This is a genomic window from Brachybacterium sp. AG952, from assembly GCF_004362645.1.
Lineage (GTDB): Bacteria > Actinomycetota > Actinomycetes > Actinomycetales > Dermabacteraceae > Brachybacterium > Brachybacterium conglomeratum.
Window position 1 is genome coordinate 264,145 of record NZ_SNXV01000004.1, and the last position, 23,059, is coordinate 287,203.

Genomic DNA, 23,059 nt, shown 5'->3' on the forward strand with positions numbered 1-23,059 from the left:
CGTCCGCGGGTGCTCAGCGGGCGAGCAGCTCCTCGGTGTCGGTGCCGGGCAGGCTCAGGGTGACGGGGGTGCCCCACGGGTCCTCGACCCGGACCGAGCGGCCGGTGTCGGCGAAGGAGAGGCCCGCGCGGCTGAGGCGGGCGGCCAGCGCATCGAGATCCTCGCGGTCGGGGAGGGTGATCGCCACGTCGGCGAGACCCAGGGCGGTCGCACGCGGGCCGGCGCCGCGGCTGTTCCAGGTGTTCATCGCGACGTGGTGGTGATAGCCGCCTGCGGCGGCGAAGAGCGCGCCCGGGTGGGACCCGGCCGTGGTCTCGAAGCCGAGCGTGTCGACGTAGAAGCGGCGGGCGGTGTCCACGTCGCCGACCTGCAGGTGGACGTGGCCGACGATGCCGGGGCGCATGCCCGGGGTGGCGCCGACCTCGTCGGTCAGGTGCTCGGCGAGGTACTTGTTCGGGTCGATGAACAGGGTGTCCATCGCGACCTGGCCGTTCGTCCACTGCCACTGGTCGCGGGGGCGATCCCAGTACAGCTCGATGCCGTTGCCCTCGGGGTCGGTGAAGTAGAAGGCCTCGGAGACGAGGTGGTCGCCGGTGCCGGCGAAGCGGGAGCGGGGGTCCTGCGCGGCGCGCAGCACGGTGCCGGCGAGGGACGCCTGGTCCTCGAAGAGGATCGCGGTGTGGAACAGGCCCGCCTGGCTCGGGTCGACGCCGGGCAGCCCCGGGGTCGCGACGAGGCGGAAGAAGGGGACGTCACCGCGGCCGAGCACGCGGTGGACCTCGCCGCCCACGCGGGCGCGCTCCTCGATCGGCTGCAGTGCGAGGGCGTTCTCGTAGTAGGAGCTCATCAGCTCGAGGTCGCCGACGCGCAGGGTCACGGCGTCCATGGCGAGGTCGGCGGAGAGGTGCTGCTCGCCGACGGTCCGGGCGGAGGTGGAGGAGGTCAGGGGCGAGGCGGTCATGGCGAGCCTTTCGTGCGGCGGGGGCGTCGGGACCAGCATGCGTCGGCCTGATAGAAACTTCAACCATTAACTGTTCGCGCGTGCTCCACGCCATAGCGTCGGATGCGACGGGGAGGGCACTGCACACCTGATCCCGGGCAGGACCGAGGGCGGTGAGCACTGCTCACCGCCCTCGTGCCGAGTCCGCTCTCCCCTGCCGACCCGGGGTCCTCCCGCCTCGACCCCCGTTGCCGGAGGGAGGCGATGAATAGACAGTAGGCCCGTCGAGGGCTCGTCCCGAGGGACTCAGGTCCCGTCGACCGGACGCCGCTCTGCCGGCGGTGCCGCGCACGGGCCGATGGTGAGGCGAGGTGCATACATGGCCGGCTCGCACCGCCTTCGGCCCGTCGACGACACGGGAGGCTGCTGGTCGCAGCGCCGGCCCGGGTCAGTCCCCGGCGCGCAGCAGCGGGGGGACGAGCGAGGTGCCGGAGCCCGCGCGGTACAGCCGGGCCGGGCGTCCGCCCGTCGGCGCCGCGTGGCGGTCCAGCTCCACCAGGAAGCCCTCGGAGCGGGTGGCCTTGCGGTGGAAGTTCCCGGCGTCCAGCGAACGGCCCCAGACGCTCTCGTACACCCCGCGCAGCTGCGAGATCGTGAACTCCTCGGGCAGGAAGGTCACCGCCAGGGTCGTGTACTCGAGCTTGCTGCGCGCCCGCTCGACCGAGGCCTCGAGCACGGTGGCGTGGTCGAAGGCGAGGGAGATTCCGTCGAGGTCGGCGATCGACCACCAGCGCGCGTCGGCCACATCCTCGCCGCGCAGGGGGTCGGGCAGGTCCGCGCCGAGGGCCATGAACGCGACGGAGACGACGTGCCCGCGCGGGTCACGGCCGGGGGCGCCGAAGGTGCGCACCTGCTCGAGGTGCACGGCGCCGCTGCCCAGGGACGCCTCGTCGGAGAGCACCCGGTAGGCGGCGCCGTCGAGGTCCTCGCCGTATTCGATGAAGCCGCCCGGGAGCGCCCATGACCCCTTGTGCGGCTCGTCGTCGCGCTGGATCAGCAGCACGCTCAGCTCACCGCCGCGGAGCGTCAGGACGATCAGGTCGACCGCGACGTGGATCTCGGGGACGCTGCTCTGGGGCGAGGAGGACATGCGTCCACGATAGGCGGGGTTCTGGTCACTGTGACACCAGTTGGTCGGGCGACTCACAGGTAATCTCCGCGCAGGCGCGTGACCTGCACGGACAGGTGCCGACGGGTCGCGCGCCCCGGCGCGTCGCCCGTCGGCCCGTCCGGCTCACTCGGAGAGCCAGCGGCCCCACTTGTCGGCGCGGTGCTCGGCCTCGACCAGGCGGACCGTCCCGGAGGTGGAGCGCATGACGATCGACTCGGTGACGATGCGGTCGTGGCGGTAGCGCACGCCGCGCAGCAGGTCGCCGTCGGTGATGCCGGTCGCCGCGAAGTAGCAGTTGTCGGAGGTGACCAGGTCGTCCGTGGTCAGCACGCGGTCCAGGTCGTGGCCGGCGTCGATCGCCCTCTGCCGCTCCTCGTCGTCGGTCGGGGCGAGGCGGCCCTGGATCATGCCGCCGGTGGCCTTCACCGCGCAGGCCGCGATGATGCCCTCGGGGGTGCCGCCGGTGCCCAGCAGCATGTCCACCCCGGCGCCGCGGGCGGCGGCGATGGCTCCGGCCACGTCGCCGTCCATGATGAACTTGACGCGCGCGCCGGCCTCTCGGATCTCGCGCACCAGCGCCTCGTGGCGCGGACGCTCGAGCACGCACACGGTGACCTGGTTGACGGGCTTGTCCAGCGCCTTCGCGACGAGCTTGATGTTCTGCTCGATCGGCAGGCGGAGGTCCACGTACTCCGCCGCCTCGGGCCCCACCACCATCTTCTCCATGTAGAACACGGCCGAGGGGTCGTACATGCTGCCCTTCTCGGCGACCGCGAAGACGGCGAGGGCGTTGTTGTAGCCGAGCGCGGTGAGGCGGGTGCCGTCGATCGGGTCGACCGCGACGTCGACGTCGGGGCCCGTGCCGTCGCCGACCTGCTCCCCGTTGAACAGCATCGGGGCCTCGTCCTTCTCGCCCTCGCCGATCACGACCGTGCCGTTCATCCGGACGGTGTCCATGAAGGAGCGCATGGCGTCGACGGCGGCGCCGTCGGCCCGGTTCTTGTCGCCCGCGCCCACCCAGCGGCCGCCGGCGATGGCGGCGGCCTCGGTGACGCGCACGAGCTCGAGGGCGAGGTTGCGATCGGGGGCGGTGGGTGTGGAGGCAGGCGTGGTCATCGGGGGTCTCCCTCGTCGTCGAGTGCGGGTCGTCGCATGCGTGCGCCGGGCGTCCTGACCTGCCGGGGCGACAGGCCGATCGGTGCCTGACGTGCGAGTCCGACTGTAACCGACGGGCGCGGCGTCGGGCCGGGACGGACGGCCGCCCGTCACCGGCCGCTCACCGGGAGGTCGCGCGATGCTCACCGGGCACGCGCCCGCCGAGCACCGGGCGCAGACTGCCGCGCCCTCCCCGTGACCTCGGCACCCTATGGCGGGCGAGGTCACGGAGAGGACGCGGAATCATGCGCAGCCGCAGCGGCTCAGACGGAGAGCACGTCCGCGGCGGCCCCGGTGCGGGAGCTCTCGTAGGCGGCGAGGATGATGCCGAGCACGGCGATGCCCTCGTCCTCGGTGTTCAGCGGGCGGCGGCCCGTCTCGAGGCAGGTGACGAAGTCCGCGATCTCGGCGGCGAAGGTGTCCACGCTCTCGTGCTCGAAGACCTGCTCCTCCCCGCCGCGCAGCTTCACGCGCAGGGTGGTGCCGTCGGAGGAGAGCGAGCCCTTCTCCCCCACCACCGAAAAGCGGTCGGTGCCGGGAGCCGCCTCGTACGCCCACGAGGTCACCAGCTGCCCCACCGAGCCGTTGTCGAAGCGGACCAGCACCTGCGCCGAGTCCTCGCCCTCCATGAACTTCAGGCGGTGGGTGGACATCATCGCGAAGGCGGAGACCGGCTTGCCGCCGGAGAGATGCATGAGCAGGTAGGTGGGGTGGTAGCCGGTGTCGATGTACTCGCCGCCGCCGCTGGTCGCGGCGTGGGCGCGCCAGCCCATGTTCGCGGGGTCGAAGTCGTTGTAGAACGAGTCGGTGGTGCGCACCTCGTAGACGTCGCCCAGCTGCCCGGAGTCGATGATCTCCTTCGCCTTGGCGACGGCGGGGAGGAACAGCTGGTTGTGGGCGCACATGAGGGTGACGCCGGCCCTCTCGACGGCGGCGCGCACCTCGGCGGCCTCCTCGGCGGTCAGGCACAGCGGCTTCTCGCACAGGATGTGCTTGCCGGCCTCGGCCGCGGCGACGATCGCCGCCTTGTGCAGGTGGTGGGGCAGGCAGATGTCGACGGCGTCGACCTCGGGATCCTTCACGAGCTCGTGGAAGTCGGCGTAGCCGGTCGCTCCGGTCTCCTCGGTGCGGGCGGCGAGGGCCTCGGGGTTCACGTCGGCGATCGCGGTGATGCGGGCGCGGTCGGGGATGGCGGCGTAGCCCGTGAGGTGGGCGTTGGCGATGCCGCCGCCGCCGATGATGCCGATGCGGACGGGGAGGGTGACGGTCATGGGTGCTCCTTGGAGGTCTGTGGTGCGGTCGTGCAGACCGGGCCCGTGGGCCGGGCAGGTCATGGGGCGGCCGACGGCCCGGACCGTCGGCCGCCGGGGTCAGGCGTTCGCGGCGCTGTTGGCGGCGATGGTCAGGGCGGTCAGCGCGCGGGCGCGGGCGAGGTTCTCGCTCGTCGGCACGCCGGTGCGGATCGCCTCGACCCACTGGTCGAAGGGCGCGGGGCCGTCGGCCGGGAGCGGGAGGTCCTCCCACCCGTCGGCCGTGCCGAGCCGCATCCGCTTCTCGGCGTCGTCGTACTGCACGGTCCCGGCGGTGCCCTGCACCTCGATCGAGAAGGGGCTGGCGGGGGTGACGAAGCCGGTCTCGATCACGCCGATCGCGCCGTCCGGGGTGGTGATCGTGACGACCGCGTTGTCCTCGACGCCGCGGCCGGTCATGTCGGTGTAGCTCGCGGTGACGGTCGCGGCCTCCTCCCCCAGGATCAGCTGGGTGAGGTAGACGGGATGGGCGGCGAGGTCGGAGAACGCGCCACCGATCGCCTCGGCCGGGTCGTAGAAGCGCTCGGGCAGCCAGTCGGCGGTCGAGCCGTTGTGGGCCAGGCGCACGCGGGAGTAGGTGAGGCGGCCGAGCCGGCCCGCCTCGAGCACCTCGCGCAGGGCGAGGGCGTAGCCGTGGGCGAGGCGCGGCAGGGAGACGGTGATCTGCACGCCCGCGGCCTCCGCGGCGCTGGTCAGGTCATCGCAGCCCTCGAGCGTGGGCGAGAGCAGCTTCTCGGTGAAGACGTGCTTCCCGGCGGAGATCACGCGGCCCAGGATCTCGTCGTGGTCGGTGGTGGCGGTGGTGGAGGTGACGCCGTCGAGGTCCTCGCGGGCCAGCAGCGCCTCGAGGTCCGCCTCGAAGGGGACGCCGAGGCGGCCGGCGAGCTCGCGGCCGCGCTCCGCGTCGTCGTCCCAGACGGCCACGAGCTCCGTGTCCGGGTGGTCGATCGCGGCGCGGCCGTACTCCTCGGCGTGGACGTGCCAGGCGGAGAGCACGGCGATGCGCAGGGGGTGGGTCATGAGGTGGGGTCCTTCTTCCCGTCGTGGGTGGTGGTGGTTCTCAGCTGCCCGGCACGGGGCTCGGCTGCCCGTAGGTGTCCGGCATGCGGTAGCCCTCGAAGAGGTCCATCTTCGGGGCGATCATCGACTGGTTGTCTGCGACCGCCGCGGCAGGGCTGCGGGAGCCCAGCGCCACCGAAGAGCGGGCGCGGGTGAGGGTGTCCCACATCGCCGAGCCGACGGGCAGCGGCGGGCGGGAGGTCGAGTTCGGCAGCATCTGCCGGAACAGCTCGGCCTTGGGGTTGTACGTCCCCTCCTCGATGGCGCGGAGGTTCGTGGGGAGGTTGCCGAACTGCGGCACCACGGTCGACTGGCCCTGGAAGCCCGCGTAGAACTTCAGGAACTCCCAGAGGGTCCTCGTGATGTTCGCACCGGCCGGGATCACCAGGCACTGCCCGCCGGACCAGGTGTACGTCGGATCGCCCTCCTGCGCGACGGGCAGATAGGTGAACTTCAGCGGCAGGTCCGGGGCGTACTTCTCGTTGCCGGAGATCTGCCAGGGGCCGGTGATGTCGATCGCGAGCCGCCCGCTGAACATCGCCGTCTGGGTGGGCGGCGCGTTCGGCGGCTGGTAGGTCGCCATGAACGCGTCGACCGTCGCGTACGGGAAGCGCTCGGCCCAGTCCGCGTACAGCTGGAACACCGATTCCCACTCGGGCGAGTCGAGCGTGACGGTCGCGCTGTCGTTGTCGTACGCCTGGGCGTCGAGCCCGAAGGCCCAGGTGTACGGCCAGCCCTCGCCCAGCCAGGGCGCGAAGCCGAAGCGGGTGTAGTTCCCGCGGTCGTCGGTCTCGACGACCTGCTCGACGACGTCGCCGAGCTGGTCCCAGGTGATGACGTGCTTCGCGGGTTCGAACAGGTCCAGGTCCACGCCGGCGTCCCGCAGCACGTCCTCGTTGTACATCAGGCCGCGGGCGTCGGTGGTGCAGGGCAGTCCGTAGAGCTTCCCGTCGTAGGTCAGCTCGTCGACCGCGAACTGGATCCACTGGGACTTGAACTCCTCCGGGGAGACGTCCTCGTACTTCTCGATGAGGTCGTCCAGCGGCTCGAGCAGCCCGATGGAGGCGTTCTGCACCGCGTTGAAGCGGTCCATCCACCACAGGTCCGGGGCGGTCCCGCCGCGCACCGCGGTGATGATCTGGGACATGTCGGCCACGCCGGAGGAGGGCACCTGATCGATGTAGATCTGGGCGTCCTTCCCGGCGTCGGTCTTCAGGAAGGCGTCGCGGACCTGCTCGTCCTTGTCCTTGTCGGCCGCGCCGACGCCCCAGTAGCGGATGACGTTCGGCCCCGCGTCGGGCGAGGAGGCGCAGGCGCCGAGACCCAGGCCGAGGCCGGCGGCGGCGCTGCCGGCGAGGAGGGATCGCCTCGAGATCACTTGAAGCCTCCGATCGTGATGCCGCGGATGAAGTACCGCTGGAAGACGAAGAACAGGACCAGCAGGGGCAGGATCACCAGGAACGATGCGGCCATCAGCAGGTTGAAGGAGACGTCCTGCGCATTGACCGAGCGGAACGCCTGCAGACCGATCGAGAGGGTCTGGACGTCCTGGTCCTGCAGGTAGATCAGCGGTCCCATGAAGTCGTTCCACGAGGCGACCGCGGCGAAGATCGCGACGGTGGTCAGCGCGGGCAGCGAGGTCGGGAACGCGATGGTCCACAGGATCCGCCACTCGCTGGCGCCGTCCACGCGGGCGGCGTCGAGCATCGCCCGGGGGATCTGCAGCATGAACTGGCGCAGCAGGAACACGTAGAACGCGGAGCCGAAGGCCGCCGGGATGATCAGCGGGAACAGCGTGTTGACCAGTCCCAGCCGCGCCCACAGGTCGAACATCGGGATCAGCGTGACCGGGAAGGGCAGGAACAGCGTCGCGATGACGACGTAGAACATCCTGTCGCGGCCCGGCCAGTCGATGCAGGCGAAGCCGTAGGCGATCACGAAGTTCGACAGCACCGAGAGCACCACCACCGAGACGGTGATGATCGCGGAGTTCGCGAAGAACTGGAGGAACGGCATCGCGGTGACCGCGTCGACGAAGTTCCCGAACTCCCAGCTCTGCGGGATCAGGGTGGGCGGGAACTGCGCCAGCTCCTCGTCGGACTTCAGCGCCGAGGCGATCATCCAGTACAGCGGGAGCAGGAACAGCAGGCTCAGCGCGATCATCACCACGCGGGCGATGGCGGTGGAGTACCAGGGGCGGGGCGTGCCGTCGGCCCGGCGGTTGTACTGCTCGGCGCCCGCCTTCTTGGCGCGCACGACGCTCGAGGTGTCGGTCTGGATCATGCTGCTCATCAGCCTGCCTCCACGTCGTAGTTCACGAACCGGCGCGAGAGCCAGAAGATCAGCAGGGCGAGGGCGAGGCCGACCAGGAACAGCAGCACCGCGAGCGCGGAGGCGTAGCCCAGCTCGGCGAAGCCGAAGGCGTTCTTGTAGAGGTACATCATGTAGAACAGCGCGCCCGCGTCGGGGTCGCCGGTGCCGTTGGTGACGATGTACGCCTCGGTGAACACCTGCAGGGCGCCGGAGACGCCGGTGATCAGGTTGAACAGCAGCACCGGGGTCAGCAGCGGGAAGGTGATCGAGACGAACTGCCGGATCGGGCCGGCACCGTCCACGCGCGCCGCCTCGTAGACGGTGCGGGGCACGCTCCGCAGGCCCGCCAGGAAGATCAGCGCGGCGTTGCCGGCGCCGAGCTGCGCCATCAGGATGATCGCGATCTTCACGCCCGTCGGATCGCCGAGCAGGTTCACGTTCGAGCCGCCGAAGAGGCCCAGGACCTGGTTGAACACACCGAACTGCGGGTTCAGGAAGACGATGAAGATGAACGACATCGCGAAGGCCGGGATGAGCGAGGGGGCGTAGAAGATCGTGCGGTACAGCGCCACCTCGCGCACGTTCTGGTTCATCGCCAGCGCCAGGGACAGCGCCACGATCAGGCCCAGCGGCACCGCGATCACGGCGTAGAAGACGGTGTTGCCCACCGAGGTCCGCACCAGCGGATCGAGGAAGGCGGTGACGTAGTTCTGCAGGCCCACCCAGGTGGGGGCCTCCATGCCCGAGTAGCGCGTGAAGCTCAGCCCGATCGAGTACGCGACCGGGTAGACGATGAAGATCAGCACGCCGACGATCCAGGGCGAGATGAACAGCAGCCCGGTGCGCAGGTTGCGACGGCGGACCGTCGACCTGCCCGGGCGGGGACGCGCGGGCTGCGCTGCGACGGCCGCCCGGGCTGCGGCGATGCCGGGACCCGCGGTGCGCGAGTCGACTGCCTGGGGTGAGCTCATCGGTCCCTCCTTCCACTGAAGGGCACGACGTCCATGTCGTGCCGGTGAGGTGCTCGGCCGCTGCTGCGGGGCCGAGGGGGCCGCGCGGGGCGGGCACCCGACCCGGGCGGAGTCGCCTCCGATCCCGGGACCGACGCCGCGGTGCGGCGCTGGTGACGTACATTACTCACACCGTTGGACTAAAGGGAAGGGGCCGAGGGGAGATACTCGGTTTCCACAGATGGGATCCGGACATTCCGGGAGGCGAGGGTGTGGTGAGGATGCAGGGCAGGACGATGCTCGACCTCGGTCAGCGCAACGAGCTGATCGTGCTGGACGCGGTGCGCAGCGCCCCCGAGGGGACCTCCCAGTCCGAGGTGGTCACCACCAGCGGGCTCTCCCGCCAAGCGGTCTCGCTGATCACCCGGCGGCTGCGGGAGCGGGGCCTGATCGAGACCGACGGGACACTCGCCGGCTCCCGCGGCAAGCCCCGCACAGTGCTGCGGATCGTGCCCACGGCGCAGGTCGCGGCCGGCGTGCACCTGGACCCCTCGCAGATCGCGCTGGTCGTGGTGGACCTGCTGGGCAGGCCGGTCCTGCACCGCTCGCTGCCGGCGCCGACAGACTCCCCTGCCGAGGACATCGCCCGGATCGCGGGCGCCCTGCGCGGGATGCAGGAGGCGCTCGAGGCGGAGGGCTGGCGCACGCCCGGCGGTGCCACGGCGCGCGAGGCGATGCTCGGGATCGGCGTCGCGAGCCCCGGCGGGATCGACGTGCGGCGCGGCCTGGTGGTGAACCCGCCCTGGCTGCCGGGCTGGCGCGGAGTGCCGCTGGTGGAGGAGCTCGGCGCCGCGACCGGGCTGCCGGTGGTGCTCGACAAGGACACCAACGCCGCGCTCACGGCCGAGAACTGGTCCGCCGGGCAGCGGCCCGAGGAGAGGGCGCAGGAGGAGACGGTGCTGTACGTCCTCGCCGGCGCCGGGATCGGCTCGGCGGTGAGCGTCGGCGGGCGCGTCCACCACGGCGCCGCGGCGCTGGCCGGGGAGATCGGCCACCTGCCGACGGGGCTGGACGGGGAGATGTGCGGCTGCGGCCGCCGGGCCTGCCTGAGCCGGTTCACGGACGTCTCCGTGCTGCTGGCCGCGATGGCGGAGGCGGGGCTGCCCGACCCCGAGCGGTCGGGCGACGGGTGCCCCGACTCGCTCGCACCGCTGGCCCGCGCGGCGCAGGACGGGGAGCCGGTCGCCGCGGCGCTGCTCGAGGGCTACGGCACCGCGCTCGGCGAGGCGCTGCGCAGCCTCGTCGGCATCCACGACCCGCACCGGGTGGTGCTCGGCGGGCCGCACTGGGACGTGCTCGCCCCGCACGTGCTGGCGAGGATCGAGGAGCGGGTGCGTCGGGACGCGCCACCCGAGCAGGTGGTGATCGAGTCCTCCCGGCTCGGCGACGGGGTCGGCGCGCTCGGCGCGGCGGCGCTGTTCCTGCAGCGGGAGCTCTCTCCCGCCGTGCGCTGACCCTCCCCTCGCGCTGCCGCGCAGACCCCGCCGCAGCCGACGTGCGCGTCCTGCCGCACACAAATGCGCTCTCTGCGTGACCTCAACCGCCATAGGGCATTGAGGTCACGCAGAGAGCGCAGAAGATTGCGGGCGGCGGGGGCAGGGTGACGGGAATTGGGCAGGACCGGAGGCAGAGGGCGGGGAGGCAGAGGGCGGGGAAGCAGAGGCCGGGGAGGCAGAGGCCGCGCGGCGGGGGCGCGTAGGCTTCTGTGCGGCGGCGCCGCACGGGCGTCCTGCGCCGGGAGCCGGCGCCCCGCCCCCGATGCCGACGAGGTCATGCCATGAAGCAGTTCACCCTCCCCCACACCGACATCACCGCGCCGAACGTGGTGCTCGGCCTGATGCGGATCGCCGAGAAGTCCGACGAGGAGATCCGCACCCTGGTCCGCACGGCCCGCGACGCCGGCATCGACTTCCTCGACCACGCCGACATCTACGGCGGACAGAAGCACCGCTGCGAGGAGCGCTTCGCCGAGGCGCTCGCACTGACCCCGTCGGAGCGCGACCAGGTCACGATCCAGACCAAGGCCGGGATCGTGCCCGAGGGTCCGTACTTCGACTACAGCTACGAGCACCTGGTCGAGTCGGTCGAGGGCTCGCTGCGCGCGCTGCGCACCGACCGCATCGACATCCTGCTGCTGCACCGCCCCGACGCCCTGGTCGAGCCGGAGGAGGTCGCGCGCGCCTTCGACGAGCTGCACGCGAGCGGCAAGGTGCGCCACTTCGGCGTCTCCAACCACACCCCGCGCCAGATCGAGCTGCTGCAGAAGCACCTGGACCAGCCGATCGTCGCCAACCAGCTGCAGCTGTCGATCACGCACTCGACGATCGTCGCGCAGGGCGTGGCCTCGAACATGCAGGGCAGCAACCAGTCGATCGTCCGCGACGGCGGCGGGATCCTCGACTTCTGCCGCCTGCACGACATCACGATCCAGGCCTGGTCCCCGTTCCAGGCGGGCTTCTTCGACGGGGTGTTCCTCGGGCACCCCGAGTACGCGGAGCTGAACGCCATCATCGACCGTCTGGCCGCGAAGTACGACGTGACCCCCGAGGGCATCGCGACCGCGTGGATCACCCGCCACCCGGCGCAGATGCAGGTGGTGCTCGGCACCACCACCCCGCAGCGCGTCGCGGACTCCGCCGCCGGCTCCGACATCCCGCTGACCCGCGCCGAGTGGTACGAGCTGTTCCGCGCGGCCGGGTGGATCGTGCCCTGAGCCGGGCCCGCAGCGCCCTCCCGCGTCGGCGCGCCCCGCTCAGCAGATCCCGCCGACGATCCCGAACGCCCGCAGCACATGCACCACGGCCAGGAGCAGCACGAACCCGGACACCCCGAGCACGACCCCGGCGTGCATCGGGAAGTGATGGGGGCGGCGCAGCTTCGAGGTGATCGCGAGGATCCCGCACAGCAGGCACACACCAGCGGCGATCAGGGCGCCCGCGTCGAAGTACGAGCACTCGACCATCGCGCCGTTGACGGTGCGGGTGGAGGAGAACGTCAGCTTCAGGACGAAGGCGAGCAGGCCGACGACGAGCCCGACCCACAGGCTGCGCGGCGCGTCCCCCGGACGCATGGTGCTCTGGTCCTCGAAACGCTGGCCTGCGGTCATGGCTCCCCCTGGAGGTCGATGCGACGCCGACCCTCCCCAGGGCCGTCAGCTTCAGTCTGGCCGACCCCCGCGCCGCCGTCGATGGGGAGAAGTCCCCGGGCACGGGCAGGCGAGGACGGGCATCGCATGGCAACGGATACCGCTCCGTCACCCCACCGGAGAGAATGGCCGGGATTCTCTCTATCCACCCAGGTGCCGCAGCGGAGCGGCGAGGAGGCACGGCTCATGGCGCAGCGTCGCATCGGTCTGATCGGCTACGGGGACGTCTCCGTCGTCCACGTCGGGGCGATCGAGGCGATCGACGGGCTCGAGCTCGTCGGCATCGCGGACATCGACCCCGCCGCGCGGGAGCGCGCCGCCGCCGAGACGGGGCTGCCGACCTTCGCGAGCGCCGAGGAGCTGATCGACGCCCTCGGTCCCGACGCCGTGCACGTCACCACCCCGCACGACCAGCACGTCGGCCCCTCCCTCGCCGCGCTCGAGCGGGGCGTGCACGTGCTCCAGGAGAAGCCGCTCGCGCACACCCTCGCCGAGGGCGACCGGCTGGTCGAGGCGCTGGCCGCCGTCTCCGCCCCGCGGGCAGACGGCGGCGCGGGCGCGCCGAAGGTCGCGATCTGCTTCCAGAACCGCTACAACCGCGGCAGCCAGGAGCTGCGCCGCCTGCTGGCCAGCGGCGAGCTCGGAGCGGTCCGCGGCGCCTATGCGTCGGTGGTCTGGTCGCGCACGGCGGAGTACTACGCGGCCAAGCCGTGGCGCGGCCGGTGGGAGACCGCGGGCGGCGGTCTGCTGATCAACCAGGCGATCCACACCCTCGACCTCGTGCAGTGGCTGCTGGGCCCGGTCGAGCGGACCGAGGGCCTCGTCTCGCAGAAGAAGTTCGCGGGCGTCGTCGAGACCGAGGACACCGCCGACCTCGTGCTCCATCACGCCTCCGGCATCACCACCACCTTCTACGCGACGCTCACCGCGCCGGTCGCGCGGCCCGTCGAGCTCGAGGTGGAGACCGACAACGCCTATCTCGAGGTCCGCTCCGGCAGCGTCGGCGGACTCACCGTGCGCTGGAAGGACGGCCGGGTGGACAGCTTCTCCGACCGGGTCGCGACTGCGGGAGGCCGCTCCTACTGGGGCGTCTCCCACGAGGAGCTGATCCGCGACTTCTACGCCGGGCTGGACTCCGAGGGGCCGTTCTGGATCGGGCCCGCCGAGGCGATGGACTCGCTGCGGATCCTCAAGGAGGCCTACCGCAGCAGCGGCGTCGGGAACTGAGCCGTCGGCCGCCGGGTCTCAGATGATCGAGCGGCCCTCCTTGCGGGCCTCGCGCGCGTCCTTCGCGAAGCCGCGGACGATCGTGATGAGGATCCCGAGCACGAGCACGGGCCACATGAGCACGTAGGCGGTCAGCAGAGCGGTCATGGTTTCTCCTTCGGGGAGCGGGGCCGGCGCACGGCCGGCAGGAGCGGTGGTCGGGGCGGCCCCGTCGTCACGGGGCCGCCGGAGGTGAGGGTGCCGCCGGGTCAGCGGACCGGGCCGCGACCCGCCATGCGGTCGTCGTCGGCGAGGCCCTCGAGCTCGGAGGCGGGCGTCTCCTCGTCGAAGTCGCCGGTGACCTTCTTGATCACCGAGAAGTCGAAGTCCTGCGAGGAGCGGACGCTGAGCGCCCAGCACACCAGGAACGAGACGGCGTAGGCGACCAGCGATCCCGAGAGGGTCTCGAAGTCACGCAGGTATCCGAACCCGAAGGGCAGCACCGCGATGGTCGCCGTCGCGCCGATCACGATCGCGGCGCGCAGCCCGAAGAAGCCGAACGCCATGATCCCCAGCACCACGCCCACGCCGACGATCGCCAGCAGCTCGACCACCAGCGCCCAGACGCCCTCGAGCGGGAGGAGCTCGAAGCGCACCGGAAGGAACACCACGAGCGCGGCGATCACGGAGAGGGTGAAGGCGCGGTTGGTGACCTTCTTCCAGTAGAAGGAGGCGATGACCGGGAACACGAGGCAGCCCCACAGCGCGCCGACGAACACCAGCAGGTCGAGGATGTTGAAGCGCGCGGTGGCGAAGTAGAGCGCGAGACCCGTCGCGACGATCATCGTGATCCGGCCGATGAGCAGCATGAGCTTCGGGTCGACGTTCTTCCGGCCGACGGACTGGCCGTAGAAGTCGGTCATCACGATCGAGCTCAGCGCCGCGAGGTCGGAGTCCGCGGTGGAGGACAGCGAGCCGACGATCATGACGAAGGCGAGCGCGACCAGGGCGACGGGCAGGTAGGTGCCGACCATCTGCGGCATCAGGTTGTTCACGTCACCGCCCATCGGCTCCACGCCCAGGTACAGCGCCATCACGCCGAGCATGCCCACGCCGATCACGGTCGCGCCGTAGCCGACGGTGGCGGTGACGAAGGTGGGCTTGATGAGGTCCTCGCGCACGGCGAAGAGGCGCTGGGCGATGGTCTGGTTGCCGATCGCATAGGCGAGCACCGCGGCGATGTAGGGGGCGCCCTGGTTCATGAACGCGTCGGAGGAGAAGAAGCTCTCCTGCTGCGGGGTGACGTGCCCGGCCGCGACCCCCTCGGCGAACATCGAGGGGCCGCCGGCGAGGAAGAACACCGCCGGGATGATCACGACGGCCGCGCCGAGCATCGCCATGACCTGCGCGAAGTCGGTCAGGACGGAGGCGCGGAAGCCGGACCACAGGGTGTACAGCAGCACACCGCCGGCGATGATGAGGATGCCCGCGCCGAAGCTGAGCGGGGAGAGCATCGCGATGATCGCGCCGCCGGCGATGAAGTTCGAGGTCAGCGAGATGACCGAGCCGAGCACGTTGGAGCCGGCGAGCATCACCTGCGAGGAGCGGCCGTGGCGGGCGTACATCACCTCGGCGAGGGTGTGGGCGCGCGGGGCGACCTTCCGGATCCGCTTGCCGAAGGGATAGATGAACAGGATCATCAGCGCGCCCCAGAGCCCGTAGTGGATGGGGCCGGAGACGCCGTAGGTGTACCCGGCGGTCACCGAGGCGTACATCGAGGACGCCCAGATCCAGGTGGCGGTCATGGAGGCGGCGGAGACGCCGAAGCCGATGCGGTTGCCGGCGGTCATGTAGTCGTCGGCGTTCTCCTGCTTGCGGGAGATCGCCACGGACATCCACATCGTGCCCCCGTAGAACAGGAGCAGGAGCAGGGCGATCCCGATGATCCCGAGCTGGATGATCTCGCCTGAGGGAGCGGGCGGCATGGACTTCCTCTCGTCGCGGTGGACCGGTCACGTGCGGCCGGTCCCCCGCGCCGCAGGGCGCATCGGGCCAGACGGGGCCCCTCGCGGGGCCGACCGGCGATCGACCCCGTCGCGAATCGCGTCGAATCTCGCCCGGGCGAGGCCTCGCCTCAGCGCCGCATGGGGCGCGCCCTGACGGCGGGGACGGGTGGGCCCTCCCGGGCCGCTCCCCCGCCCTCGATCACGCGTGGAGTCGCATAGATACTCGCACAACCCTCAGGGGATTGCCAGGCAGCCGGTAACGAACGAGTAACTACTGCAGGTCACACGCGATTGCCGATTGTCAGACATTCGCAGGGTGGTGATCGGGGCACCGTGGCTGCATGCGTCGCATACAGATGCAGGACGTTCCCTCGGCGCGCCCCTCCCCTGCGGCAGGACCGTCGGCGCCCTCCTCGGCCGGGGGCGCTCGCTCCCGCCCGCCCCACGGGCGGACGCGGCGTCGGACCTCCCGCCCTGCGCCCTACCCTCGAAATCATGACGCGCATCGGCATCGTGACCACCTCCCCCGGCGCCTTCACCTCCGCCGATCCCGACCGCGACTGCGCCCCGCTGGTCGCCGCCCTCCGCGACCGCGGCGTCGAGGCGGCCTCGCTGGACTGGCACGACGCGTCGATCGACTGGGCCTCCTGGGACCTCGCCGTGCTCCGCAGCCCCTGGGACTACGCCCAGCACCCCGCCGAGTTCGCGGCGTGGCTCGAGCTTGCGGGGACGCAGACCCACGTGCTCAACGAGCCGGAGCTGGTCCGCTGGAACATGGACAAGCACTATCTCCTCGAGCTCGAGGCCGCGGGGATCCCCGTGATCCCGACGACCTACCACCGCACGCTCGACCCGGTCCGCGACGCGCTCGCGGCGCCGACGCAGGCCGCTCACGTGGTCGTGAAGCCGGCCGTCGGGGCCGGCTCCCAGCGCACGGGCCTGTTCGCGCGCGAGGACCCCGCCGCGCTCGCCCTCGCCCGGCAGATCCTCGACGCGGGCGGGACCGTCATGGTGCAGCCCGAGGTGCCCGAGCTTTCCGAGGGCCTGGAGAAGGCGGTCTACACCCTCGACGGCCGCTTCACCCATGCGGTCGCCAAGGGCGCGCTGCTCGCCCGCGGCGGCGGACTGCGCGGCGGCCAGTACCAGGAGAACCCCCAGCTCGTCGAGGCCTCGGCCGACGAGCAGGCCTTCGCCGAGCGGGTGCTCGCGGCGGTCGCCGAGGTGACCGGCCTCGGCACGCCGCTGTACGGGCGGATCGACCTGGTCGACTCGGCCGAGCACGGGCGGGTGCTGATCGAGGCGGAGCTGTTCGAGCCGACCTACAACCTGCACCTCGCTCCGGAGGTGACGGAGCTCTTCGTCGACGCGATCCTGGGGCGGGTCCGAGCGACGGAGCCCGAGCGCTCGCTCTGAGGGCTCGGGGCGACGCCCCTTCCGCGGGAGGGGCCGGCGCCGCGAACAGGCCCCGTCCCCTCCCTCAGCGGTCCCGTCCGACCGGCCGCTCGCCAGCGTCGGTCAGCTCCCCGTCGGCGCCGGGATTCCCTGCGGCGGCCGCGGCAGGCCGAGATGGTCGCGCAGGGTCGTCCCCTCGTACTCGCAGCGGAAGCGCCCACGCCGCTGGAGCACCGGCACCACCTGGCCGACGAACTCCTCGATGCCGCCCGGCAGGGTGGGAGGCATGAGGTTGAAGCCGTCGGCCGCTCCTGCGTCGACCCAGCGCTCGATCTCGTCGGCCACCTGCTCCGGGGTGCCGATCACGGTCGCGTGGCCGCCGCCGGCGGCGAGGAGCCCCAGCAGCTCGCGGACGGTCGGGCGGGCGATCTCGAGGATGCGCAGCACCGTGGCGTAGCGGCCCTTCGGCCCGGTGAACTCCTCCAGCGGCGGCAGCGGCGGGACCGGGGCGTCAAGCTCCCAGTCCGACGTGTCCTGGCCGACGAAGAAGGAGAGCTGGCGCAGCGAGTCCTGCACGGGCAGCAGGGCGTCGAGCTCGGCCTTGCGGCGTCGCGCCTCCTCCTCGGTCGAGGCGACGTAGGGGACCAGCCCCGGCATGACGGCGAGGGCGTCGGGGTCGCGTCCGAGCGCCGCAGCGCGGGAGCGGATGTCGCCGCGATAGGTGCGGGCGGAGGCGAGATCCCAGGCCACGGCGTAGATCCCCTCGGCGTGTCGGGCGGCGAGCGCGCGCCCGGGCTCCGAGGCACCGGCCTGGAAGAGGACCGGGCGGCCCTGCGGCGGGGTCGGCACGTTCAAGGGCCCGTCGACGGCGAAGGCCTCCCCGCGATGCAGCGGCGGACGCAGGAGAGCGGGGTCGACGTAGGCGCCGTCCGGTTCGGCGAGGATGCTGTCCATCGGCCAGGACTCCCACAGCCCCTGGAGCACCTCGAGGAACTCCCCCGCCGTGGCGTAGCGCTGCGCATGGCCCGGCAGGGCGGTCATGGAGTGGTTGCGAGCCTCCTCATCGGTCATCGAGGTGACGACGTTGACCCCGGCCCGGCCGCGCGAGATGTGGTCCAGGCTCGCCAGCAGCCGGGCGGCGTGGAACGGGTCCCAGAAGGTGCTGGAGACCGTCGTGACCAGCCCGACCCGCTCCGTGGCGCGGGCCATCGCGGTGAGCACGGTGAGCGGTTCGAGCATCCAGGCGGGACCGCGCTCGACGCCGGCCGTGCCGATCGACTGGCCGTCGGCGAGGAAGACCGCATCGAGCCGGCCCCGCTCCGCGATCCGGGCGAGCTCCTCCCAGTACGTGATGTCCGCGAGGCGCTCCACCGAGGAGCCGGGCGCACGCCAGGCCGCGGAGTGGTGGCCGCAGGCATGGGCGAACAGGTTCAGTCGCACCGGGCGGCGGGCGGCGCCGGTCACGGAGGCATGGGCGTGGCCGTGGGTGGACATCAGTCCATCACCAGCCCGCCGTCGACGACGAGGTTCTGCCCGGTGATCGCCCGTGCCCAGGGCGAGGCGAGGAGGAGCACGGCGTCGGCGAGCTCGGCGGGCGTGGTCACAGAGCGCAGCGGGGTGCTCGCGGCGATCGCGTCGAACACCGCCCCCGGGGTCGCGGAGCTCGCGTCGGTGGTGCGCAGCAGGCCGCCGCTGACCATGTTCACCGTGATGCCGCGGGGGCCGAGGTCGGCGGCGAAGGTGCGGGTCAGGGCCAGCAGCGCCGCCTTCGCCGCGGTGTAGTCGTGGTAGGGCACGACGGGATGCTGGAGGAGGTTCGTGCCGATGTTGACGACGCGTCCCGAGCCGGCGCGGTCGAAGCCGGGCAGGGCGGACTGGATCGTGTGCAGCGCGCCCTGCACGGCGCCGGAGAACTGTCCCGCGAAGGCCTCGTAGCCGATCTCGTGCGCCTTCGCGCGGGCGTCCCCGTCGAAGGAGAAGCCGGCCAGGGCGTTGTTCACGACGGTGTCGACGGGGTCGCCGAACTCGGCCTCGGCCCGGGCGAACAGGGCCTCGACCTGGTCGCGCTCGCGCACGTCGGCGCGCACGGCGATCGCCCGGCCGGGGTGCGCGTCGGCGATCTCCCGGGCGGCGGCCTCGCTGGTGAGGTGGTCGACGACGACCCGGGCGCCCTCGCGGAGGAACGCCTCAGTGAGGGCCCGGCCGAGGCCGCGGGCGCCCCCGGTGACGAGCACGACCTGCGTCGAGAGCGGCGGGGCGGTACGGGAGGCGCGGGTGGTCGGGGTGGAGGGGGTCATGGTCGTGCGGTCCTTTCAGGGCAGGCGAGCACGCCCGCCGCCGAGCGGGAGGAACGTGTCGCGGTCGGAGCAGAGCCGCATCGGGGCGCGGCGCTGCGCGGGAGGCGACACGGGGACCGGGAGAGGGGATGGCGGCGTGCACGGCGGCAGCGTGCCGGTCCGCGACCAGCACGGCCCTGGCCCGCAGGACCGTGGCCTGCAGGGCGACAGCGCACAGCGCATCGACGACATCCCTCCGCGAGCATGAACTCGATCAGGTTCTCCGGGTGTGCTCTCAGCCCCTGGCGGGGCACCCCGTGTCGATCACCGACTGTACCCGCCGCCGGCCGCGGGGCGCTCCCGATCTCGTCGAGCTGCCTCCCAGCTCGTGGAGCTGCGGCACGTCCGCCTCCTGGGCGGGCGCACCGACGAGGGCGCACCCCTTCCGACGACGGATGGAAATAGTTACCATCGTGCCGACACAACGTGGTGCTGCTTTTCATCTCGAGGTCACCGGCTCGTCATCTCGGCCCGCCACGCTGTCGTCGTCACCCCTCGGACGTCGAAAGGCCCGTCGTGTCCACCCCTCGCTCCTCCCGCTCCTCCCGCCTCTCCGCCCTCTCCACGCACCGCACCACCCCCGCTCCCGCCGCCCCGGGCAGCGCCGGCCCCGGCACCACGCGCCGCGCGCTGCTCGGCCTCGCCGGGGCGCTCGGCGCGGCCGGCCTCTCCGCCTGCGCGACCTCCGGCGCTCCGGGCGCCGGCGCGGGCGGCTCCGACGGCGGCTCCGCCGGGGCCGCGGAGACCAGCCCCGAGAACCCCTTCGGCGTCGCCGGCGGCGAGCTGAAGGCCTTCGTCTTCGACGGCGGCGGCGGGGTGCCGTATCTCGACCTCACCGAGCAGCTGCTCGAGGAGAAGCACCCCGAGCTCGAAGCCGACATCGTGCGCACGGAGGACCTCAGCACCCTCCAGCCCCAGTTCGTGAACGGCACTCCCCCGGACCTCTTCCAGAACTCCGGCGCCGGCGCCCTGGACATCACCTCGCTGACCGCGAACGGCCAGCTCGCCTCGCTCGAGGACCTCATGGCCGCGCCCAGCTGGGACGACTCCGAGATCACCGTGGAGGAGTCCCTGAACCCGGGCGTGCGCGAGGCGGGCACCGTCGACGGCACCCTCGTCGGGCTGAACACCGTCCAGTACGCCTGGGCGCTCTGGCACGACGCCGCCCTCCTCGAGGAGAAGGGCTGGGAGGCGCCGACCACCTGGGACGAGCTGATGTCGCTCTGCGCCGAGATCAAGGCCGACGGGATCTTCCCGTTCGCCTTCACCGGCCAGCACGCGAACTACCCCGATGAAGGCATCCTCCAGCCTCTGGTGGCGAAGATCGGCGGGCAGGAGGTCTGGAGGAGCATCGACAATCTCGAGGACGGCGCCTGGCAGCAGGACGCCGTGCGCGAGGCCGCCGAGGCGCTGCTGCAGCTGCGCACCGACGAGCTGATCCTCCCCGGCGTCGCCCAGATGACCCACGTCCAGTCGCAGACCGCGTGGCTGAACCACGAGGCGGTGTTCATCCCCGTCGGCGCCTGGCTGGAGAACGAGATGAAGTCCGCGATCCCCGAGGGCTTCCGCATGACCGCCGCGGCGCTGCCCTCCCCGGACCCGGCGCTGGCCGACCTCACCCCGAACAACCCCGGGGCCGGCTGGTTCGTGCCCGAGGGCGCCGCGAACAAGCCCGCCGCCCTCGAGCTGCTGCGCGCGCTGCTGTCGAAGGAGTCCTCGCAGAACTACGCCGAGCTCTCCAACAGCGTGACCATGGTCGCCGGCGCGCACGACGACCAGCAGCTCAGCGACCCGTTCACGACGCTGACCGAGATGATCGAGCGCTCCAACGCGGTCGAGCCCTGGCAGGTCGTGAAGTACCCGACCTGGTACCCGGCGATGGCGGAGGAGACCCGCGCCGCGCTGATCGCGCTGCTGCTGGACGACCTCGACGTCGACGGCTTCCTCACCCGCTGCCAGAAGGCGGCGGACCAGGTCGCCGGCGACGACGCGATCGCGAAGCAGACCCGCTGATGCATCTGCGCGGCAGGTGGTGGCTGATCCTCACCTTCATCACGCCCGGTCTGGTCCTGTACTCGGTGTTCGTCCTGTCGAGCTTCGCGCAGGGGGTGCAGATCTCGTTCACGAACTGGACGGGCTACACCCCCACCCTCGAGTACGTCGGGCTGGACAACTACGTGCGGATGGCGAGGGACGGGGCGTGGTGGAGGGCGGTCTCCCACAATGCGGTGCTGCTGGTGATCATCCCGGTGGTCACCCTCGGGCTCGCGCTGCTGCTCGCCACGCTGATCACCCGCGGCGGCTCGGGCACGCTCCGGGCCGTCCGCGGGGCGGGCGCCTACCGGGTGCTGTTCTTCTTCCCGCAGGTGGTGCCGGTGGTGATCATCGGCATCATGTTCAGCTACATCTACGCCTCCCGCGGCGGACTGCTGGACGGCCTGCTGCGCCTGGTGGGCACCGACATCCTCGCGGTCGTGCCGAACGGACCCCTCGGGAACCCGCGCACGATCCTGCTCGCGATCGCGCTGGCGGCGGTGTGGTCCTCGGTCGGCTTCTACATGGTCCTGTTCCTCTCCGCGATGAGCGGGGTGCCGCAGGAGCTGTACGAGGCGGCGTCGCTGGACGGGGCGGGGCGGGTGCGCAGCTTCGCGCACGTGACCCTGCCGCTGATCTGGTCGCACGCCCAGACCGCGCTGATCTATCTGGCGATCGGCACCCTGGACTCGTACGCGCTGGTCGCCGTGATGTCGATGACCGGTACGGCGGCGGACTCGGGGGCCGACGTCATGTCGACCTACCTCTACCGCACCGCGTTCTCCTTCAACTCCCAGTTCGGCTACGCCTCGGCGATGGGCACCGTGATGATGCTCGGCTCCGTGGCGCTGGCCCTGGTCACCTTCCGCCTCACCAAGCGCGAGGAGCTCGAGTACTGATGGCCCCCTCCCCCGCGACCTCCTCGTCCACACCGGCCCAGCCGCGCGCCGAGGTCAGCTCCGCGCCGACGGGCCCCGCGCTCGACGACCGGCCGGCGGGCGAGCCCGCCGGGCACTCCCCGGGCGGGTCCGCCTCGTCGGCGACGACGACGTCTCCGTCGGCCGACGGGCCGCACCGTCCCCGTCGGCCGCATCGACCCCGTCGACCCCGCGGCTCGGGCCTGCCGCACCTGATGCTCGTGCCCTGGGCGCTCGTGGTGCTGGTGCCGCTGGTCTGGATCCTCGCCTCCTCGCTGAAGACCAACGAGGAGATCTACAACGACCCCTTCGGCCTGCCGGGCGAGCTGCGACTGGGCGTGTACGTCGACGCCTGGCAGCAGGCGAACATCGGCGCGTTCTTCACCAACACCGTGATCGTGGTCAGCGGCGGAGTGGTGCTGACGATGCTGCTGTCGGTGATGACCGCCTACGTGATGGCGCGCTATCCCTTTCCCGGCAGCCGGGTGCTGTACTGGCTGTACCTGGCGGGGATGACCTTCCCGGTGTTCCTCGCGATCGTGCCGCTGGTGCGGATCGTGCAGGGGCTCGGACTGTTCGCGACGAACCTGGGCCTGGTGCTCGTCTACGCCGCGTTCTCCCTGCCGTTCTCGATCTTCTTCCTCACCGGGTTCTTCCGCACCCTCCCCAAGGAGCTCGCCGAGGCGGCGTTCCTCGACGGAGCCGGGCACTTCGGGGTGTTCTTCCGGATCATGCTGCCGCTGGCACGGCCGGGGCTGATCTCGATCGGGGTGTTCAACGTGCTGGGGCAGTGGAACCAGTTCCTGCTCCCGCAGGTGCTGAACCCGCAGCAGGACGAGGAGCGCTCGAACTTCGTGCTCAGCCAGGGGCTGGCGGCCCTGGCCCTCGGGGAGAACTACGAGACCTCACCGACGTCGATGGCGCAGCTGTTCGCCGGGCTGATCATCTCGATGGTGCCGGTGCTGATCGTGTACGTCCTCTTCCAGAGGCAGGTGCAGGAGGGTCTGAGCGCCGGCGCCCTGAAGTAGCGCGCGGGACCCGACGCCGAGTCGCCCGCCCTGCCCG

Annotated in this window: 20 protein-coding genes and 1 riboswitch; of the genes, 7 read left to right on the forward strand and 13 right to left on the reverse strand. The window is 71.7% G+C overall.

The window, feature by feature from the left end:
* Window positions 1-13: 13 nt before the first annotated feature.
* The 8 genes from DEU31_RS11560 to DEU31_RS11595 all read right to left on the reverse strand — a co-directional run bounded on the left by DEU31_RS11560 (window position 14) and on the right by DEU31_RS11595 (window position 8,919).
* Window positions 14-961, reverse strand: a complete 948-nt coding sequence (locus tag DEU31_RS11560) for a VOC family protein (protein ID WP_126988706.1) — start codon at window positions 959-961, stop codon at window positions 14-16.
* A gap of 427 nt (window positions 962-1,388) precedes the next feature.
* Window positions 1,389-2,090 carry an NUDIX domain-containing protein gene (locus tag DEU31_RS11565; RefSeq protein ID WP_062946654.1) on the reverse strand — a complete coding sequence of 234 codons (702 nt, stop codon included), beginning with the start codon at window positions 2,088-2,090 and terminating at the stop codon, window positions 1,389-1,391.
* A gap of 144 nt (window positions 2,091-2,234) precedes the next feature.
* Window positions 2,235-3,227: a class II fructose-bisphosphatase gene (glpX, locus tag DEU31_RS11570; RefSeq protein WP_010551846.1), complete on the reverse strand. Its 993-nt coding sequence runs from the start codon at window positions 3,225-3,227 to the stop codon at window positions 2,235-2,237.
* Window positions 3,228-3,529: 302 nt separating this feature from the next.
* On the reverse strand, window positions 3,530-4,537 hold the full coding sequence (locus DEU31_RS11575; protein ID WP_133677223.1) for a Gfo/Idh/MocA family oxidoreductase: 1,008 nt from the start codon (window positions 4,535-4,537) through the stop codon (window positions 3,530-3,532).
* 99 nt (window positions 4,538-4,636) lie between these two features.
* Window positions 4,637-5,596, reverse strand: coding sequence for a Gfo/Idh/MocA family oxidoreductase (locus DEU31_RS11580; protein ID WP_133677224.1), 960 nt, complete (start codon window positions 5,594-5,596; stop codon window positions 4,637-4,639).
* A gap of 40 nt (window positions 5,597-5,636) precedes the next feature.
* A complete protein-coding gene (locus DEU31_RS11585; RefSeq protein WP_166649487.1) occupies window positions 5,637-7,013 on the reverse strand; it encodes an extracellular solute-binding protein in 1,377 nt (458 codons plus the stop codon).
* A complete protein-coding gene (locus DEU31_RS11590; protein WP_133677226.1) occupies window positions 7,010-7,927 on the reverse strand; it encodes a carbohydrate ABC transporter permease in 918 nt (305 codons plus the stop codon). The genes DEU31_RS11585 and DEU31_RS11590 overlap by 4 nt, the downstream gene beginning before the upstream one ends.
* Window positions 7,927-8,919, reverse strand: a complete 993-nt coding sequence (locus tag DEU31_RS11595; protein WP_133677227.1) for a sugar ABC transporter permease — start codon at window positions 8,917-8,919, stop codon at window positions 7,927-7,929. The genes DEU31_RS11590 and DEU31_RS11595 overlap by 1 nt, the downstream gene beginning before the upstream one ends.
* A gap of 275 nt (window positions 8,920-9,194) precedes the next feature.
* On the opposite strand from DEU31_RS11595, the gene DEU31_RS11600 reads away from it, so the two are divergent.
* Complete coding sequence (locus DEU31_RS11600) at window positions 9,195-10,412, forward strand: ROK family transcriptional regulator (RefSeq protein WP_243733821.1); 1,218 nt, start codon at window positions 9,195-9,197, stop codon at window positions 10,410-10,412.
* A gap of 323 nt (window positions 10,413-10,735) precedes the next feature.
* The gene (locus DEU31_RS11605; RefSeq protein WP_133677229.1) at window positions 10,736-11,671 is read left to right on the forward strand and encodes an aldo/keto reductase; all 936 of its coding nucleotides are present in this window, start codon (window positions 10,736-10,738) and stop codon (window positions 11,669-11,671) included.
* A 39-nt stretch (window positions 11,672-11,710) separates the two neighbouring features.
* On the opposite strand, the gene DEU31_RS11610 is transcribed toward DEU31_RS11605, so the two are convergent.
* Entirely contained in the window at window positions 11,711-12,064 is a 354-nt protein-coding gene (locus DEU31_RS11610; protein WP_133677230.1) for a hypothetical protein, read from the reverse strand.
* Window positions 12,065-12,289: 225 nt separating this feature from the next.
* Between DEU31_RS11610 and DEU31_RS11615 the strand changes: the two genes are divergently transcribed.
* Window positions 12,290-13,330 carry a Gfo/Idh/MocA family oxidoreductase gene (locus DEU31_RS11615; protein ID WP_133677231.1) on the forward strand — a complete coding sequence of 347 codons (1,041 nt, stop codon included), beginning with the start codon at window positions 12,290-12,292 and terminating at the stop codon, window positions 13,328-13,330.
* Between the two features lie 18 nt (window positions 13,331-13,348).
* On the opposite strand, the gene DEU31_RS17195 is transcribed toward DEU31_RS11615, so the two are convergent.
* Together DEU31_RS17195 and DEU31_RS11625 are read right to left on the reverse strand one after the other, a co-directional pair.
* A complete protein-coding gene (locus DEU31_RS17195) occupies window positions 13,349-13,477 on the reverse strand; it encodes a putative transporter small subunit (RefSeq protein WP_010551855.1) in 129 nt (42 codons plus the stop codon).
* A 101-nt stretch (window positions 13,478-13,578) separates the two neighbouring features.
* Window positions 13,579-15,294 (reverse strand): sodium:solute symporter family protein, encoded by a 1,716-nt coding sequence (locus DEU31_RS11625; RefSeq protein ID WP_010551856.1) that lies wholly within the window; start codon window positions 15,292-15,294, stop codon window positions 13,579-13,581.
* A gap of 516 nt (window positions 15,295-15,810) precedes the next feature.
* On the opposite strand from DEU31_RS11625, the gene DEU31_RS11630 reads away from it, so the two are divergent.
* Window positions 15,811-16,728: a hypothetical protein gene (locus DEU31_RS11630; protein WP_133677232.1), complete on the forward strand. Its 918-nt coding sequence runs from the start codon at window positions 15,811-15,813 to the stop codon at window positions 16,726-16,728.
* Between the two features lie 102 nt (window positions 16,729-16,830).
* Here the strand turns inward: DEU31_RS11630 and DEU31_RS11635 are convergent, their stop codons facing one another.
* Together DEU31_RS11635 and DEU31_RS11640 are read right to left on the reverse strand one after the other, a co-directional pair.
* Window positions 16,831-18,201, reverse strand: coding sequence for an LLM class flavin-dependent oxidoreductase (locus tag DEU31_RS11635; protein WP_166649488.1), 1,371 nt, complete (start codon window positions 18,199-18,201; stop codon window positions 16,831-16,833).
* Window positions 18,201-19,004, reverse strand: coding sequence for a 3-oxoacyl-ACP reductase (locus DEU31_RS11640; protein ID WP_133677233.1), 804 nt, complete (start codon window positions 19,002-19,004; stop codon window positions 18,201-18,203). Before DEU31_RS11640 ends, DEU31_RS11635 begins: the two co-directional genes overlap by 1 nt.
* A 213-nt stretch (window positions 19,005-19,217) precedes the next feature.
* Window positions 19,218-19,311, reverse strand: a riboswitch (TPP riboswitch).
* Window positions 19,312-19,559: 248 nt separating this feature from the next.
* Between DEU31_RS11640 and ngcE the strand changes: the two genes are divergently transcribed.
* Genes ngcE through DEU31_RS11655 form a run of 3 tightly spaced genes read left to right on the forward strand, consistent with a single transcriptional unit; the run spans window position 19,560 to window position 23,022 of the window.
* Window positions 19,560-21,056, forward strand: a complete 1,497-nt coding sequence (ngcE, locus tag DEU31_RS11645; RefSeq protein WP_166649489.1) for an N-acetylglucosamine/diacetylchitobiose ABC transporter substrate-binding protein — start codon at window positions 19,560-19,562, stop codon at window positions 21,054-21,056.
* Window positions 21,056-21,976, forward strand: coding sequence for a sugar ABC transporter permease (locus tag DEU31_RS11650; protein WP_133677235.1), 921 nt, complete (start codon window positions 21,056-21,058; stop codon window positions 21,974-21,976). The genes ngcE and DEU31_RS11650 overlap by 1 nt, the downstream gene beginning before the upstream one ends.
* Window positions 21,976-23,022 carry a carbohydrate ABC transporter permease gene (locus tag DEU31_RS11655; protein WP_133677236.1) on the forward strand — a complete coding sequence of 349 codons (1,047 nt, stop codon included), beginning with the start codon at window positions 21,976-21,978 and terminating at the stop codon, window positions 23,020-23,022. The genes DEU31_RS11650 and DEU31_RS11655 overlap by 1 nt, the downstream gene beginning before the upstream one ends.
* Window positions 23,023-23,059 lie beyond the last annotated feature (37 nt).